Consider the following 15,652-nt stretch of genomic DNA (forward strand, 5'->3'; position numbering starts at 1 on the left):
ATGAGCAGCTTCGCAGGACTGCAGACCGCCTTCCTCGGGGTGACGGCGCAGCGCCGCGCCCTCGATGTCGTCGGCCAGAACATCGCCAACGTCAACACCCCTGGGTACACGCGCCAGCGGGTGGAGATGAGCCCGGTACCGAGTAGGGGCGGCATCGGGTTGTTCACCCAGCAGCAGGTCGCGCCCGGCCGGGGGGTCAGCGTCGACGCGATCTCCCGGCTGGGCGACGCCCACCTCGACAACCGCGTGCGGTCGACCGCCGCGGCGTCGGGTTTCGCGAGCGTCCGGGCCGCGGCGCTGGCGGCGCTGGAGACCTCGCTGCGGGAACCCGGCGAGACCGGGCTCTCGGCCAGGCTCGACGCGTTCTGGGCGAGCTGGGAGGACCTGGCGAACCGTCCGGGCGACCCGGCCGCCGAGGCGGTCGTGCTCGAGGGCGCCACCGCCGTCGTCTCGGCGATCACCGCCGGCTACCAGGAGGTCGTCGACCAGTGGGCGCGAGGCCGCTCGGCGCTCGACGGCCTGGTGAGCGACCTCAACACCGCGGCCGCGCAGGTCGCCGACCTCAACGCGCGCATCCGCTCGACGGCGGCGGCGGGCGGCTCGGTCAACGAGCTGGTCGACCAGCGTGCGGCGGTCGCGGCCACGCTGGCCGCGCTCGGCGGGGGCGAGGTGCGGCACCGCGACGACGGCACGGTCGACGTGCTGATCGGCGGCAACCCGATCGTGCAGGGCACCTCGGTCAACCGGCTGGTCGTGACCGGGGCCGCGCGCGTGCAGGACGCCGCCGCCGACCCGGTCCAGGTCGAGTGGGCGCACCGGCCCGGGACCCCCGCCGGCGTGGGGGACGGCGAGATCGCCGCGCACGTCTCGCTGCTCGCGCCCGCGCAGCCCGCCGGGACCGGCGGCGTGCTCGCCGAGGCCGCCGCGACCTACGACGCGCTCGCGGCCGACCTGGCCGCCGCGGTCAACGCCGTCCACACGACCGGCACGACGACGTCGGGCGCGCCCGCGGGCGACGTCTTCGGCTTCACGCCGGGGGTGTCCGCCGCTGCGGGGCTGCGCGTCGTCGTCACGGCCGGCGGGCTCGCCACCGCGGCTCCGGGTGCCGGGCCGCTCGACGGCTCGGTCGCGGACGCGATCGCGGCGATCGGGCGTGGCGCCGGGTCGCCCGGCGCGGTGTGGGCCGCCTTCGTCACGACGACCGGCGCCGCGGCTCGCACCGCGAACGACCGGGCGGACCTGGCGGCGCTGTCGGCGCGGACCGCCGTCGACCTGCAGCTCAGCACCGCCGGTGTCGACCTCGACGAGGAGACGATGAACCTGCTCACCTACCAGCGCGCCTACGAGGGCGCCGCGCGCGTGATGACCGTGATGGACGAGATGCTCGACGTCCTCATCAACCGCACCGGCGTCGTGGGGCGGTGAGCGCCGTGATCGGTCGCGTGACGAGCGGGATGACGGCCCGCGCCGCCCAGCACCACCTGCAGGCGAACCTGCAGCGGATGAGCACGCTCATGGAGCGAGCGTCGGGCCAGCGAGCGATCCTGCGCCCCTCCGACGACCCGGTCGGGACGGGCGACTCGCTGCGGCTGCGGTCCGAGCAGCGAGCCGCCGAGCAGCACGCCCGCAACACCCAGGACGGGCTGGGCTGGCTCACGGTCGCGGACTCGGCGATCCGGACCTCGGTGGACCTGCTCGTGCGGGCCCGCGACCTCGCGCTGCAGGGCGCGACCGGGACCGCGTCGCAGCAGGCACGGGACGCCCTCGCCGAGGAGATCGACGGCATCCGCGACGCGCTCCTCACCGAGGCCAACGCCTCCTACAACGGCCGCTCGGTGTTCGCGGGCACGTCCGACGCCGGGGTCGCCTTCAGCGAGGACGGCACCTTCCAGGGGGTGCCGGGGAGCAGCGTCGTGCGCCGCATCGGGCCGGACGAGCAGCTCCGGGTCGACGTCGACGGCGCCGCGGTGTTCGGCTCCGGCGCCGGCTCGGTGTTCGCGGTCCTCGAGACGCTGGCGGCCGACCTGCGCGCCGGTGCCGACGTGTCCGGCTCGATCACCGCGATCAGCGAGCGCCGCGAGGAGGTCCTCGGCCACCTGTCCCAGGTCGGGGTGCGGTACAACCGGCTGGAGGCGGCGAAGGTGGCGACCGAGCAGCGGCTGGGCCGGATCGAGGCGGGGATCGTCGAGGTCGAGGACGTCGACCTCGCGCGGATGATCATCGACCTCAAGTCCCAGGAGGTCGCCTACCAGTCCGCGCTGGGTGTCACTGCTCGCGTCCTGCAGAACTCTCTGATGGACTTCATCCGATGAGTCGCGTGACGTTCGTCGAGCCGATGCCCGGGCTGCCCGGGCTGGTCGACTACGAGCTGACCCCGGTCGACGGCGCCCCCGGCCTGCTGACCCTGACCACCGACCCGCCCGGGGTGCGGCTGTTCGTCGTCGACGCCGAGGTCCACGTGCCCGGCTACGCGCCGACGGTCGCGACCGAGGACGTCGCGAGGCTCGGTCTCGAGGACCCTGCGGACGCCCGGGTGCTCGTCGTCGCGCAGCCGGCGGGCGAGGACGGCGTGACCGTCAACCTCATGGCACCGGTCGTGGTGCACCGCGAGACCGGTGCAGCCGCGCAGCTGATCGTCACGCAGGAGGACTGGCCGCTGCGGCACGCGGTCGGGGACCCGCTGCCCGCGGCTTAGATGACCCACGCGCCGAGCGGCAGCACGTCGTTGACGTCGCACAGCTCGACGTCGGTGCCCGCGAGGAACGACCGGATCGGCTGGTCGAGGCTGCCGTAGGTGTCGTCGAAGCGGTCCCGCAGCGCCTCGGCGGAGCGCGAGAGCCCCCACCGCATCGTCAGGTCGGTGGTCTGCAGGAACGTGAGCAGCGCGGGGTCGGACGCCCACAGCTGCTTCGTCCGCGAGGCCGGTGCGGCCATGACGAGGTGCACGAGCCCGGCGGCGGCGGCACGCTGGCGCACGGTGTTGGTGGGGGTGTGCCGGCCGAGCACGAACACCGCGTGCCGGTGCGTGGTGTGCAGGTCGACGCCGCGCCGGGTGCGGCCGGTGAGGTTCGGCGGGTCGAGGATCCGCTCGTCCTGCGCCAGCAACCGGTGCAGCAGCTGCACGACGGCGGTCCCGTGGTTGAGGGTCTGCAGCCGCTCCGCGCGCCGGTGCACCAGCGTGGTCCAGCCGAGCACGGCCTCGCCGACACCCGGGGGCACCAGCTCGGCGAGCACCTCGCCGGTCGCCCCCCGCAGCCGGTCCTGCAGCTCACGGATCGGCTGCGCGGAGTTCGCGACGAGCAGGTGCTCGGCGATCCGGCGCCACGCGGCGTAGATGTCGACGTCGTCGTCGCTCTCGGGCACCGGCGGCACCGGGAAGCCCGACGGCGGGGTGGTGACCTGCTCGTTCGTGCGCCGGACGCGGTGCTCGGACACCTCGAAGCCGAGCCGCTGGAAGACGCGACGCGCGGTGTCGCTGGTGAACTCGGCACGGTAGATGCCGGTGCACAGCTCGAGCGCCTGCTTGACCGGCCATTGCCGACCCCCGACGGCGACCCAGTGCGAGCGGATCGGCTCCGGGCGGCGGCCGGAGAGGACGGCGCGCACCTCCTCGGCGTCGAGGTGGTGGGAGCGTCCCTGGATCGTGAAGCGCATCGGTCGGGGCTGGCTGGCTCTCGTCGTCGGCTCGTGCACCGATCGTTCCACGGATCGCCGGCGCCGGTGCGCAGGACGGCGAGGGTGTCCTCGCTCGCCGCAGCGTGGCCGGGCTAGGGTGCACGTGGCTCGGACTCGCCCGGGGCAGGAGGAACATGCACGTCACGTTCTCGCTCGCCGTGCAGGACAGCGACGTCGTCGGCTGGAACCTCGTGTGCACGGCCGAGGGGCGTCTCAACGAGCGCCCGCTCGGCTACCAGGAGTCCAACCTGCTGGCCGTCACGCACCGCGCCGCGTGCGAGGACGACATCTGCCAGGCGCAGGGGCCCGACCGCGAGGTCGCCTACGCCCACCCCGACCTCGGCGTCCGCCTCGAGGTCGACGGCCCGGACGCCGTCGCCCTGCTCGGGGCCCTCGGCCCCGCGGGCGAGCAGCGGCCCGGGAGCATGGACGCCACCGCCCTGAGCGGGGCCGTGCTGCTCGCTCTCGCGGCGCACGAGGGCGACGGGACTCCCTCGCCCGAGGGCGCGGACGAGGGCGAGCCGGACCTGCGCGCGCGGCTGGTCGCGCTGCTCGATGTCGCCGGGGCGGCGACCCGGCAGGGGCGCGACGTCGTCTGGGCCTGACCGAGCCGGGTCGGGTGCGACCCGGAGTGTCGGCCCGCGGATCGGGCGCGCAGCGCCGACGATGGGAGCGATGACCACCACGCTGCCCCCGTCGATCCCGCCTCGCCTCGTCGAGCACGAGGACCCGGAGCGGCGCGCGTCCCGCAGCGGCGGTCTGCTGCCCGCGCAGACGCTGCGCGGGGCGGTCGCCGGCGCCGAGGCCGCGATCGGGTCCTGGCTGGTCGTCGTGGTGCTGGCGCTCGCGGGCTACGTGGCCACCGCAGCCGCACCCGAGCTCGGCACGGCCGGATGGGTCGACGCCGCCGCCGTCGGGTCGGCGATCTGGCTGCTCGGTCACGGCGGCGAGGTGCACGCCGGCGAGGTGGCGGTCACGGTCGTCCCGCTCGGGGTGACGCTGCTGGGCGTCGGCGGCGTCGCGACGTCGCTGCGCCGCGCGCACCCCGTCTCGCTGTGGCCCGTGCTCGCGGCCGTGGTCGTCTACACCGCGTTCGCGGGCGGCTTCACGGCCGCCGCCGCGACGCCCGGGGCGTGGCGCGGTGTCCTCGGCGCACCGCTGGTCGCGGGGCTCGGTGCGCTCGTGGCGCTGCGCGGACGGGTGCCGTCCGCGGTCTCCCGCCACCTGACGCGGGTGCCCGCGTCGGTACGTGACGGGCTCGGGGCGGGGCTGCGCGCCGCCGCGCTGCTGCTCGCGCTCGGACTCGCGGTCGTCGTGCTCGCGGTCGTCCTCGGGTACGAGCGCGTCCTCGACGTGCACCGCTCGCTCGTGCCCGACGGCGTCTCGAGCGTCGTCATCGTCGCCGCCCAGGTCGTGCTGCTGCCGACCCTGGTCGTGTGGGGCGCCGCCTACCTCACCGGGCCCGGCTTCGTCGTCGGCTCGGGGACGTCGTTCTCGCCGCACGGCATCGAGGCCGGCCCGCTGCCGGTCGTGCCGGTGCTCGGTGCGCTGCCGGAGCCCGGCAGCCCGGCCGGGTCGGCCGGCGTCGTGCTGCTGCTCGGCGTGGGTGTCGGCGCGCTCGCGGGATGGTGGCTGCGCCGTCGCGGCGAGCGGTCGCTGCCGCAGGCGGGTGTCGCGGTCGCGGTCGCCGCGGTCACCGCCGCGGTGCTCCTGGCCGTGCCTGCCGCGCTCTCCTCGGGCTCCGTCGGCCCGGGCCGGATGGCCGAGATCGGCCCCGACGCGCTCGCGGTCGGCGCCGCCGTCGCGTGGCAGACCCTGCTCGGGTCCGCGCTCGCCGTGCTGCTCCCGCACCCGACGACGCGGCGCGCGCTCGCTCGCGGGCGCGACGCCGCGGTCCGCTGGTGGCGCGAGGTCAGCCCCCGGGGCTGATCGCCTCCCGGTACTCCCGGTCGCAGCGCTCCTGCGCGGCGATCGTGATCGCGCGCTCGCTGCACCGCTGGTAGGCCGTCTGCTCGTCCCAGAACAGCGTGACCCGGGTGGTCGCCGACATGGTGGTCATCATCGTCAGCAGCAGCCCCGCGACGAGCATCGGCGTCAACATCCCCCGCCACTGCAGCCGCCGCACGCGCAGCAGGGCACGGAACCCGTACCAGAGCGACAGCAGCCCTACGAACGGTGCGGCGACCTGCCAGGGGATCGGCAGCGAGCCGGCCAGCAGCGTGCCCATCATCAGCGCCCCGAAGAGCATGACCGAGGTCGTGACGCCGCGGACCTCCTCGGGCGTGGGCTGGCGCGGCTCCGGCCGCGGTCGCGGCGGCTGGCTCGGGCGCCGGCCGGCAGGCGGCTGCGGCCGGGGCGGACGCGGCTTGCTCGGGTCCGGCGGTGCGTAGGGGTTGCTCACGGGGGACGGGCTCCTGGTGGGCTGGACGTCGATTCTCCCACGCGGCGACTACGCTGACGGACCGTGCCCAGCCGAGCCCGCGTCGTCGTCCTCGTCTCCGGCGGTGGGAGCAACCTCGCCGCCCTCCTCGCCGCCGCCGCCGACCCGGGCTACGGGGTCGAGGTCGTCGGCGTCGGCGCCGACCGCCCCTGCGGGGGCGTCGAGATCGCCGCGGCGGCGGGTGTGCCGACCTTCGTCGAGCGTCTCAAGGACCACCCCAGCCGCGAGGACTGGGACGCGGCGCTGACCGCGCAGGTCGCGGCGCTGCAGCCCGACCTGGTCATCAGCGCCGGCTTCCTCAAGCTCGTCGGCGACGCGTTCCTGGCGGCGTTCGGAGGCCGCTACCTCAACACGCACAACACGCTGCTGCCCGCCTTCCCGGGCATCCACGGGCCGCGCGACGCGCTGGAGTACGGCGTCAAGATCACCGGTGCGACCCTGTTCGTCGTCGACGCCGGTGTCGACACCGGCGCCATCGTCGCCCAGGTGCCCGTGCCCGTGCTCGACGACGACGACGTCGAGACCCTCACCGAGCGCATCAAGGTCGCCGAGCGCGAGCAGCTGGTCGAGTGGGTCGGCCGGCTCGCCCGCGAGGGCTTCCGTGTCGAGGGCCGACGGGTGGTCCTCGGCTCCGGCAGCTAGACTGACCACCGTCCGGCCGTGACTGGCGTCGAGGTGGAGCACCACCTGGGAGCGGCCGGAGGTTCTGCCTGACGCGCACCGATCGCCTGGGTGCGCCGGTGCCCCCGCAACCGCACAGGAGAACCCTCATGACCGGTACCGCCCACGACGTCGTCCCGATCCGCCGCGCCCTCGTCTCGGTCTACGACAAGACCGGGCTGGAGGAGCTCGCGAGCGCGCTGCACGCCGCCGGGGTGTCGATCGTCTCGACCGGCTCGACGGCGTCCCGCATCGCCGCGGCGGGCGTCCCCGTCACGCCGGTCGAGGAGCTCACCGGCTTCCCCGAGTGCCTGGACGGCCGCGTCAAGACGCTGCACCCGCGCGTGCACGCCGGCATCCTGGCCGACCGGCGGCTGCCCGAGCACGTGCAGCAGCTCGCCGACCTCGAGGTCGAGCCGTTCGACCTGGTCGTCGTCAACCTGTACCCCTTCAGCCAGACGGTCGCCTCGGGCGCGAGCCAGGACGAGTGCGTCGAGCAGATCGACATCGGTGGGCCGTCGATGGTGCGCGCCGCCGCCAAGAACCACCCGAGCGTCGCGGTGGTCGTGGACCCGGCGCGCTACGGCGACGTGGTCGCGGCCGTCGGCCGCGGCGGCTTCACGCTCGCCGAGCGCACCGCGCTCGCGGCCGAGGCATTCCGGCACACCGCGAGCTACGACGTCGCGGTCGCGAGCTGGCTCGGCGGCGTCGTCGAGCCCGACGAGGCGCTGCCGACCTGGACCGGTGCGACCGCGGTGCGCTCCGCCGTCCTGCGCTACGGCGAGAACCCGCACCAGCAGGCAGCGCTGTACGCGGACGCGACCGGCGAGGGCGGGCTGGCCGCGGCGCGGCAGCTGCACGGCAAGGAGATGAGCTACAACAACTACGTCGACGCCGACGCCGCCTGGCGCGCCGCGCACGACCACGGCGAGCAGCCCACGGTGGCGATCATCAAGCACGCCAACCCGTGCGGGATCGCGGTCGGGGAGACGGTCGCGCAGGCGCACGCCCGTGCGCACGCGTGCGACCCGGTGTCGGCCTTCGGCGGCGTCATCGCCACCAACACCACGGTCGACGCCGCGATGGCCGCGCAGGTGAAGGACGTGTTCACCGAGGTGGTCGTCGCGCCGGCGTTCGCGCCCGAGGCCGTCGAGATCCTCACGCAGAAGAAGAACATCCGGCTGCTGGAGGTGAGCACCCCGCCGGCCGCCGCGCTCGAGCAGCGCCGCATCAGCGGCGGGCTGCTCGTGCAGCAGGTCGACCGCATCGACGCGCCGGGCGACGACCCGGCCGCCTGGACGCTCGCGGCGGGCGAGCCCGCCGACGAGGCGACGCTCGCCGACCTCGCCTTCGCCTGGCGGGCGGTCCGGGCCGTGAAGTCCAACGCGATCCTGCTCGCCCGCGACGGCGCCGCCGTCGGCATCGGCATGGGTCAGGTCAACCGCGTCGACTCCTGCCGGCTCGCCGTCGAGCGCGCCAACGGCCACGGCGAGGAGCGCGCCCGCGGCGCAGTTGCGGCCTCCGACGCGTTCTTCCCGTTCGCCGACGGCCCGCAGATCCTCGTCGACGCCGGCGTCCGCGCGATCGTGCAGCCGGGCGGCTCGGTGCGCGACGCCGAGGTCGTCGAGGCGGCCACGGCCGCCGGCATCACGCTCTACCTCACCGGCGCCCGCCACTTCTTCCACTGAGCTTCAACCCACTTCCGCCCCCTGGGGTGGTTTCAACCCACTTCTGCCCCCTGAGGCTGTTTCAACGCACTTTCGCCCCCTGAAGTGGTTTCAACCCACTTCCGCCCCCTCGTGGCATCCCGGGGGCAGGAGTGGGTTGAAGCCCGTTGTGGGGGCAGAAGTGGGTTGAAACCTGTGGTGGGGGCAGAAGTGGGTTGAAACCTGTGGTGGGGGCAGGAGTGGGTTGGAACCTGGTGTGGGGGCAGGAGTGGGTTGACAGTCAGGGGAGGACGGCGGAGCGCAGGGGGGCGGTGGGGTCGGCCGCGCGGGTGGTGTCCAGGCGCGGGAGGGACTCGCCGCGCAGCAGCTTGCGCACCATCGACACCTCGCGCGGCCAGTCGGCGACGACGGCGCCCACGAGCACGTCGCCGACCAGCTGCAGCTCGCTCCAGCCGCCGTCGCGCGGGGCGCGGAGCAGCCGTGCCGCGCCCGGCTCGTCGTCGGCCACCAGCCGGCCCACGACCTCGAGGTGGTGACCGAGCTGGTCGGAGAACACCTCCGGTGCCGGCTCGACGGCGGGCAGCGGCAGCCCGAGCAGGTCGGCCGCCAGCAGGGCCGGGTCGCGCAGGGCCGAGAACCAGTGCCCGCCCGGCACCGCGCCGAAGTGCACGGTGTCGCGCGTCGCGACGTCGCCGACCGCCCACACGCCGGGCACGGCGGTGCGCCCGCCGCGGCTCGTGGCGACGTGGCCGGTGGGCAGCAGCGGCACAGCGTCGCCCAGCCAGCCGGTCCGTGGACGCACCCCGACGGCCGCGAGCACGACGTCGCCCGCCACGGTGCTGCCGTCGTCCAGCACGACCGTGCCGTCCTCGACCGAGGTGACCACGACGTCGGTGCGCAGCTCCACGCCGGCCTCGGCGTACCACGCGCGGGTCCGCCTGCCCGCGTCACCCAGCTGACGCCACAGCGGCCAGGACCCGGCCTCGAGCACGGTCACCCGGCAGCCCGCGGCCGCGGCCACGCCCGCCACCTCGGCGCCGATCCAGCCGGCGCCGACGACCACGAGATGGCGCCCCGGGCGGAGCCGCTCGCGCAGCCGCTCGGCGTCGGCGAGGTCGTGCAGCGCCGACGCGGCCGGCCACGGCCGCACCGGCGCCGACCCGGTCGCGACGACGACCGCGTCGGCGAGCACGTCGCCCGCGTCGGTCTCCACCACCCAGTCGGCCTCGCGCCGCAGCCCGGTCGCCGACCGGCCGAGGTGGACGGCGTCGGCGAGCGCCGCCGGGTCGTGGCCGAGGTCCTCGGCGAGGTCGAGCGGCTCGAGCCTGCTCAGCAGCTCCTTCGACAGCGGCGGCCGGTCGTACGGCGGTACGGTCTCCGCGCCGATCCACACCAGCTCGCCGCCGTAGCCCTGGTCACGCAGCTCGGCGAGCGTGCGCAGGCCCGCGAGGCCTCCTCCGACGACGACCACCCGTGCCGGGTGCTGACCTGCCGAGCTCACGCCGCCAACGTAGCGCGCCTGCCACCGCGTACTCTCGGAGCGTGCCCAGCATGGACAAGGTCGCTGCCTCCCAGCAGCAGACCCCGGCCGCCGAGAACGACGCGCTGCCCCGCCGGTCCCACCTGGTGATGTGGCTGGCGATGCTCGCGCTGGTCGTCGTGCTCGTCGTCGCGCTCGTGGTGGGGGCGCGGGCGGCCGTGCTGGTGCTGTCGGCGACGCTGCTGGTGCTGGCGGTCGTCCGGGCCGTCGCCCCGGCTCCGGGTCCCTACGGGATCTCGACGCGCTCACGCGCCTTCGACGTCACGCTGCTCGCGGCTGCGGCGGTGTTCATGGCGGCGGTGACGCTCAGCCTGCCGTCCAACGTCCTCAGCTGAGCCCGGGTCGCGTCAGCGGCGCTCGAGCAGCAGCGTCGGCACCGTGAGCAGGCCCGAGGAGACCCCCTCGAGCGCGCGGTCGAGCTCCTGCATGACGAAGCGGCGGCCGTAGCGTGCCTCGGTGCGCTCCACCAGCGCCGCGATCTCGGTGTCGTGCGCGAGCGCGTTCGCGGCCGTGTTGTGCACCGTGACGTCGACGACGTTCTCGCCCTCCCGGACGGCGTCGCTCACGTCGACCCGGTACGGCGGCGCGATCACGGCGCCGCAGTCGACGCCGTTGACCCGCACCTGCGCCACCTCGCCGACCGGGGCCCGGACCGCCGCACGGAACGACGGCCCGACCATGCCGCGCTGCGGGCTGGGCCCGTCGGCGAGCGAGGTCGCCGGCCCCAGGTCGAGCACCGCCCGTCGCGTCGCGGGCAGCGTGACGGCGACCGTGTAGGTCGCGCCGCCGGAGAAGCCGCTGCGGCCGGGCTCGTCCTCCCACCGGTGCGGCAGCGTCACGGGCGCCGCGGGCGCGTCGGGGAACGCGACCTGCCAGCCCGCCTCGAGCGGGAGCGCCTCGGCGGGCTCGGGCGCGACCGGCGTCGTGTCGACGTCTCGCCCGGAGACCAGCACGGTCGCCTGGTACGCCTCGAGCTCGACGTCGGCCGGTCCCGTGCCCGTGTGCGTCACCTCGCCCGTCGCGGGGTCCCAGCGCTGCCAGGGTCCCTCGGTGCGCGCGGTGACCCGGGACGGGACCGCGGCTGTGTTGGCGAGGAACCGGACGTCCAGGCCGCCGACGCGCCGGTGCACCGAGCCGATCTCGGCGTCGGTGGCGAACGGCGCCTCGACGGCCTCGCGCAGCGCGGCGGGAAGCTGCGCCGTCGTCACGGCGCGCGACCCGGCCGGCGCGACCGCGGCGTCGATCGTGAGCACGGTGGAGCCTGCGCGGGCTGCGTCCTCCAGCCAGGCGCGGGTGGCTGGCGGCAGCGTGCGCGCGCCCGGCACCAGCACGACGGCGGGCGGTGCAGGAGCGACGTGCTCGACGACGTCGTCGTCGAGGAGCCGGTAGTCCAGGCCTGCGCGCCGGACCGGGCCGAGCACGTCGGCACCGATCGCGAGGTTGGCCTCCCGCCAGCAGTCGAGCGAGCCACCGATGCCGGCGGCGGCATCGGCGAGGAGGTCCTGGGTGGGGACGTGGACGGCGACGTCCGCCACGCCCTCGCCCTGCCGCAGCAGCCAGCTCAGCCGGGTCAGCCGCCGCACCAGCTCCGGCATCGTCGGCCACCAGGGGTTGCGGTCGTCGAGGCAGCCGGCGGCGTAGAAGAACCAGCCGAGGCCCGGGGCGTCCTGCGGTGAGTACGGCCAGCCGTGGCCGATCAGCAGCGTCACGCCGTTGAGCAGGTGCTCGTGCGCCTCGGCGAGCAGGTCGAGCGGGGTGGCGCGGAACGACGGCGACCGCACCCAGGTCCACGCCTCCGCCGAGACGACGTCGCGCCCGTAGTGGTGCGCGGCCGACGACGCCCACCGGGTCGCCGTCAGCTCGGTCCAGCCCCAGCCCTCGCCCTCGAAGGAGTCGGCGTGACGGTAGCTCGACAGCGTCGCGGGCGGTGTGCCGTAGCCCTGCAGCCGGAACCGCACGCCCCGCTCGGCCGCCCAGGCGCGCACGACCGCGACGAACCGCTCCTCGTACAGCTCGACGAGCGTGCGGTGGTAGTCGGCGCGGAACCGGTGCGCCTCCCCGCCGCCGCGCTGCAGCAGCAGCGGCAGCTCCGGCAGCAGCGGGTAGCCGCGGCGTCGCTCGAACTCCTCGGGCAGGTCGGGCGTCCAGTCGGCGTGGTAGACCTCGAGGCTGTCGCAGAACACCGAGTCGATCAGCTCCGCCGGCACCGCGTCCAGGATCGGGTCGGCGACCGCGGCGAGGTGGGCGCGGGTCGCGTCGGCGCTGTAGTGGTCGAGCACCGGGCCCTCGGCGCCCGCCGCGGCCCTCTTGACCTGCTGGCCGGTCGGGCGAGACCAGGCGAGCAGCACGTGGCGGGTGCCGGCGCCGTCCGGGACGTCGACGCGCCAGCCGTCGGCGGCGGCTGTCACGGTCAGCGGCACCGCGTCGGCGACCGGCTCCTGCGCCGAGCCCGGGGCCAGGTGCGCGGCGACGAGGACGTCGCCCGGGAACCCGGCCGCGACCCGCAGCGCGTGCGGCCCCTGCCCGATCTCGCGGCGGTCCCAGCGCAGCCCGCGCGCGGCGTGCGCGGGCGTCACGTGCGGGCCGCCGTAGGACCAGCCGCTGCCGAGCGTGACGTCGAAGCGCAGCCCGAGGTCGCGGGCGCGCTCCGCCGTCCAGCGCAGGTCGGCGAGGAGGTCGGGGGAGCCGAACGTCGTCGTCGCCTGCTCCAGCGGGTAGACGAACGCGACCTCGACGCCGCCGAGCCCCGCCTCGGCCATCGCGGTCAGCTCGCGGTCCAGCTCGCCGCGCTCGACCGCGGGGCCGAACCACCACCAGCGCATCATCGGGGCGGCGTCGCGGTGGTCGGCGAGCAGCGCGGAGCGCAGGTCCTCGGCGGTGACGGTGTCGCTCACCCCGTCGATCCTTCCCGACGGCGCCCCGACGACCGAGGGCTTGTCATCGCTTGCTGCCGCCGTCGATCGTGTCAGTGGATCGGGCGCAGGGTCAGCATCCAGGACCGGTAGTGCTCGGTCACGCTGCCTCCGAGCACCTCGACGGCGTCCGCGACCTCCTCGACCTCTGCGGGGGTCCAGTCGGAGAACGTCGCGAACAGCGCCCGCACCCGCCGGGCGTCGAGGTCGACCGACCAGCGGACCTCGTCGACCGAGACCGTCGTCAGCAGACCGCTCGCCGTGAGGTCCGTCTCGGTGCGCGCGAGGTCCTGCAGACCGTGCCGGGCCCGCGGGGCGGCACGGCGCGCCACCACCTCCGCGACCCGCTCGCGGAACGGCGTCACCGGTACGTCCTCGTCGCCGAAGACGTTCCGGAGCACGAGCAGCAGCCCGTCGGGTGCGAGCGCGCGGTGCAGCCGCGGCACCAGCACGGTGGTGTCCATCCAGTGGATCGACGTCGCCGCGACCGCCACGTCCACGCCTCCTGCGGGCAGCGGCGCCGCCTCGGCCGTGGTCTGGAGCACCTCGACCTCCGGGTGTCGTCGGCGCAGCTCGGCGGCCAGGTGCGGCCCGGGCTCGACGGCCGTGACCGTCAGCCCGGCGGCCAGCAGCACGCGCGTCGCCTGCCCGCTGCCCGCCCCCAGGTCGAGCCCCCGTAGCCCCGGTCGCAGCGCGCCGAGCTCGGCCGCCCGGGCCCACAGCGCCGCCGGGTACGGCGGCCGGGCGTCGTCGTAGCCCGACGCCAGGCGGTCGAAGTGCATCGGGTCGGCCACGGGTGAAGACTAGGTGCCGGACGGCGCGACCCGGCCCGTCCGGCACGGGAGGAGCCGACCATCCGCAGCATCGTCTGGGACCTCGGTGGCACGCTGATCGACACCTACCCCGACGTCGACCGCGCGCTCGCGCTCGCGGCGTTCGGGGACGCCTCGCCCGGGCGGCTCGCCGAGGTCGCCGCGCTGACGCGCGTCTCCAGCGACCACGCGATCACCCAGCTGTCGGCGCGCACCGGGGTGGGCGCCGAGGAGCTGCGGCGCGCCTACGACGGCGTCAAGGAGCGTTGGGAGCACACGCCTGCGCCGGTGATGCCGGGCGCCCGCGAGGTGATGGCCGCGGTGTCGGCGCGCGGCGGGCTCAACCTCGTGGCGACCCACCGCGACCGCGCGAGCGCCGAGCTGCTGGTCGCGCGAACCGGGCTCGCGGTCGACGACATGGTGTGCGCTCCCGACGGGCACGCGCGCAAGCCCTCGCCGGAGATGATCGAGGTGCTGATGGGGCGCCACCGGCTCGACCCCGGCGACGTGCTCGCGGTCGGCGACCGCCCGGTCGACGTCGAGGCAGGGGAGGCGGCCGGTGCCACCGGCGTCCTGCTGGTCACGCCGGGCATCCCGCTGGACGCCGGGGACGCCCGGCGCGTCGGTCACCTCGGCGAGCTGCTGCCGCTGGTGGCCGACGACGCCTGAGACGCCGCCGCTCAGGCCTGCGGACGCCCGTCTCCGTCGGCCGCGGCCTCACCGGGACCGTCGCCGGTGCCCGGGTCCTCGACGAGCTCGGTCGCCTCGGCCGGCGCGTCCGGCGTCACGGGCGCCGTGGCCGGCGCGTCGGGGCGCGCATCGGCGCCCGGCACGGCCTCGACGTCGGTGTGGTCGTCGCGCTCGTACTCGGGCGCAGCGGCGGTGCGGTGGTCCTCGTTGCCGTCGGCACGGCCGGCGTCGGCGTCCATCTCGTCATCGTAGGTCGCGTCGTCGGCCCGCAGCCGCTCGTCGGCGGGGTCGAGCCGATCGGTCTCCTCGGTCTCCTCGAGCTCGTCGGTCTCGTCGAGGTCCCCGTCCTCGTCGGTCTCGTCGAGCTCCTCGTCCTCGTCGAGGTCGTCGTCCCAGTCCTCGTAGGCGACGGCGTTGCGCTCGACGATCATCGTGACCAGCCCGGCGATCACCGTGCCCGCGAGCGGCGCGAGCCAGAACAGCCACAGCTGCGACATCGCCCAGCCCTCGGCGAAGAACGCGGTCGCGGTCGCCCGCGCCGGGTTGACGGCCGCGTTGCTGACCGGGGCGGCCACCAGGATCGCGACCGTGAGCGCGCCGCCGATCGCCAGCGGGGCCGAGGGGTGCGGGCGCCGCGTGACCGCGAGCACGACCGCGACGAGGACGCCGGTGACGACGAGCTCGACCAGCAGGACCTGCGCGGTCGAGAACGTCACCTGACCGCCGGAGAGCGTGGCGATCGGGGAGTGGGAGCCGAAGCCGTTGGCGGTGGTGGAGATGAACGCCCGCGCGTCCGTGGCGCCGGTCGCCGCGGGCAGCTCGGCGGGCACGACGGCGCGCAGCAGGCCGCCGGCCGCGACGCCACCGAGCGTCTGGGCCACGACGTAGGGGGCGAGATCGGCCCAGCTCAGCCGGCCCGCGATCGCGGCGCCGAGGCTGACGGCCGGGTTGAGGTGGGCGCCGGAGACGGCGCCGAACGAGGCGACCATCGCGGCGAGCGCGAGCCCGCCGGCCAGCGCGACGTGCAGCGCCGTCGAACCCTGGGTGCCGAGGGCGCCGAAGGCGGCCACCACGACGATCGCCGTGACGAGCACGAACGTCCCGAACAGCTCGGCGGCGACCCGGGGGAGCAGCGACCGCTCGGCGAGCGGCACCTCCGGCTCGGGAGTCACGGTCGCGACGGTGGCGACGGGCTCGGTCGCGTGCTCGTGATCGTGCTCGAGGGCTGGCGTGGTCATCAAGGATCCTTCGTTCGG

The 15,652-nt window shown here is 75.6% G+C and carries 15 protein-coding genes and 1 riboswitch; of the genes, 9 read left to right on the top strand and 6 right to left on the bottom strand.

The genetic code is table 11. The annotated features are described in order from the left end of the window. From flgK to GPA02_RS03020, 3 genes are read left to right on the top strand one after another with little or no spacing between them, the layout of a single operon-like run. Positions 1 to 1,425: a flagellar hook-associated protein FlgK gene (flgK, locus tag GPA02_RS03010; protein ID WP_156198364.1), complete on the top strand. Its 1,425-nt coding sequence runs from the start codon at positions 1 to 3 to the stop codon at positions 1,423 to 1,425. Further along, complete coding sequence (locus tag GPA02_RS03015) at positions 1,422 to 2,312, top strand: flagellin N-terminal helical domain-containing protein (RefSeq protein ID WP_156198365.1); 891 nt, start codon at positions 1,422 to 1,424, stop codon at positions 2,310 to 2,312. Before flgK ends, GPA02_RS03015 begins: the two co-directional genes overlap by 4 nt. Beyond that, positions 2,309 to 2,695, top strand: coding sequence for a flagellar assembly protein FliW (locus GPA02_RS03020; RefSeq protein ID WP_156198366.1), 387 nt, complete (start codon positions 2,309 to 2,311; stop codon positions 2,693 to 2,695). The genes GPA02_RS03015 and GPA02_RS03020 overlap by 4 nt, the downstream gene beginning before the upstream one ends. On the opposite strand, the gene GPA02_RS03025 is transcribed toward GPA02_RS03020, so the two are convergent. Further along, a complete protein-coding gene (locus GPA02_RS03025; protein ID WP_156198367.1) occupies positions 2,692 to 3,654 on the bottom strand; it encodes a hypothetical protein in 963 nt (320 codons plus the stop codon). The two genes, GPA02_RS03020 and GPA02_RS03025, sit on opposite strands and share 4 nt — an antisense overlap. Before the next feature lie 155 nt (positions 3,655 to 3,809). Here GPA02_RS03025 and GPA02_RS03030 point away from each other — a divergent pair, with 155 nt between their 5' ends. Continuing rightward, positions 3,810 to 4,280, top strand: coding sequence for a hypothetical protein (locus tag GPA02_RS03030; RefSeq protein WP_156198369.1), 471 nt, complete (start codon positions 3,810 to 3,812; stop codon positions 4,278 to 4,280). A 70-nt stretch (positions 4,281 to 4,350) separates the two neighbouring features. Beyond that, the gene (locus GPA02_RS03035) at positions 4,351 to 5,604 is read left to right on the top strand and encodes a cell division protein PerM (RefSeq protein WP_156198370.1); all 1,254 of its coding nucleotides are present in this window, start codon (positions 4,351 to 4,353) and stop codon (positions 5,602 to 5,604) included. Here the strand turns inward: GPA02_RS03035 and GPA02_RS18980 are convergent. Beyond that, on the bottom strand, positions 5,588 to 6,076 hold the full coding sequence (locus tag GPA02_RS18980) for a hypothetical protein (RefSeq protein ID WP_193567830.1): 489 nt from the start codon (positions 6,074 to 6,076) through the stop codon (positions 5,588 to 5,590). The genes GPA02_RS03035 and GPA02_RS18980 overlap by 17 nt on opposite strands. A gap of 63 nt (positions 6,077 to 6,139) precedes the next feature. Between GPA02_RS18980 and purN the strand changes: the two genes are divergently transcribed. Next, on the top strand, positions 6,140 to 6,757 hold the full coding sequence (purN, locus tag GPA02_RS03045; RefSeq protein ID WP_156198371.1) for a phosphoribosylglycinamide formyltransferase: 618 nt from the start codon (positions 6,140 to 6,142) through the stop codon (positions 6,755 to 6,757). Between the two features lie 8 nt (positions 6,758 to 6,765). Beyond that, positions 6,766 to 6,856: riboswitch (ZMP/ZTP riboswitch) on the top strand. Positions 6,857 to 6,885: 29 nt separating this feature from the next. Then, entirely contained in the window at positions 6,886 to 8,463 is a 1,578-nt protein-coding gene (purH, locus tag GPA02_RS03050) for a bifunctional phosphoribosylaminoimidazolecarboxamide formyltransferase/IMP cyclohydrolase (protein WP_156198372.1), read from the top strand. A 259-nt stretch (positions 8,464 to 8,722) separates the two neighbouring features. On the opposite strand, the gene GPA02_RS03055 is transcribed toward purH, so the two are convergent. Continuing rightward, on the bottom strand, positions 8,723 to 9,943 hold the full coding sequence (locus GPA02_RS03055) for an NAD(P)/FAD-dependent oxidoreductase (protein ID WP_240133838.1): 1,221 nt from the start codon (positions 9,941 to 9,943) through the stop codon (positions 8,723 to 8,725). Positions 9,944 to 9,993: 50 nt separating this feature from the next. Here GPA02_RS03055 and GPA02_RS03060 point away from each other — a divergent pair, with 50 nt between their 5' ends. Then, a complete protein-coding gene (locus tag GPA02_RS03060; protein ID WP_240133849.1) occupies positions 9,994 to 10,317 on the top strand; it encodes a DUF3017 domain-containing protein in 324 nt (107 codons plus the stop codon). 12 nt (positions 10,318 to 10,329) lie between these two features. Here GPA02_RS03060 and GPA02_RS03065 read toward each other — a convergent pair whose 3' ends face one another. Together GPA02_RS03065 and GPA02_RS03070 are read right to left on the bottom strand one after the other, a co-directional pair. Next, positions 10,330 to 12,876, bottom strand: coding sequence for a glycosyl hydrolase (locus GPA02_RS03065; RefSeq protein ID WP_156198374.1), 2,547 nt, complete (start codon positions 12,874 to 12,876; stop codon positions 10,330 to 10,332). Positions 12,877 to 12,947: 71 nt separating this feature from the next. Beyond that, complete coding sequence (locus GPA02_RS03070) at positions 12,948 to 13,688, bottom strand: class I SAM-dependent methyltransferase (protein WP_156198375.1); 741 nt, start codon at positions 13,686 to 13,688, stop codon at positions 12,948 to 12,950. Between the two features lie 69 nt (positions 13,689 to 13,757). On the opposite strand from GPA02_RS03070, the gene GPA02_RS03075 reads away from it, so the two are divergent. Further along, positions 13,758 to 14,375, top strand: a complete 618-nt coding sequence (locus tag GPA02_RS03075; RefSeq protein WP_275689710.1) for an HAD-IA family hydrolase — start codon at positions 13,758 to 13,760, stop codon at positions 14,373 to 14,375. 11 nt (positions 14,376 to 14,386) lie between these two features. Here the strand turns inward: GPA02_RS03075 and GPA02_RS03080 are convergent, their stop codons facing one another. After that, positions 14,387 to 15,634, bottom strand: a complete 1,248-nt coding sequence (locus GPA02_RS03080) for an aquaporin (protein ID WP_156198377.1) — start codon at positions 15,632 to 15,634, stop codon at positions 14,387 to 14,389. Positions 15,635 to 15,652: the final 18 nt, after the last annotated feature.

The sequence above is a fragment of the Actinotalea caeni genome (assembly GCF_009733795.1).
Classification (GTDB): Bacteria; Actinomycetota; Actinomycetes; order Actinomycetales; family Beutenbergiaceae; genus Pseudactinotalea; species Pseudactinotalea caeni.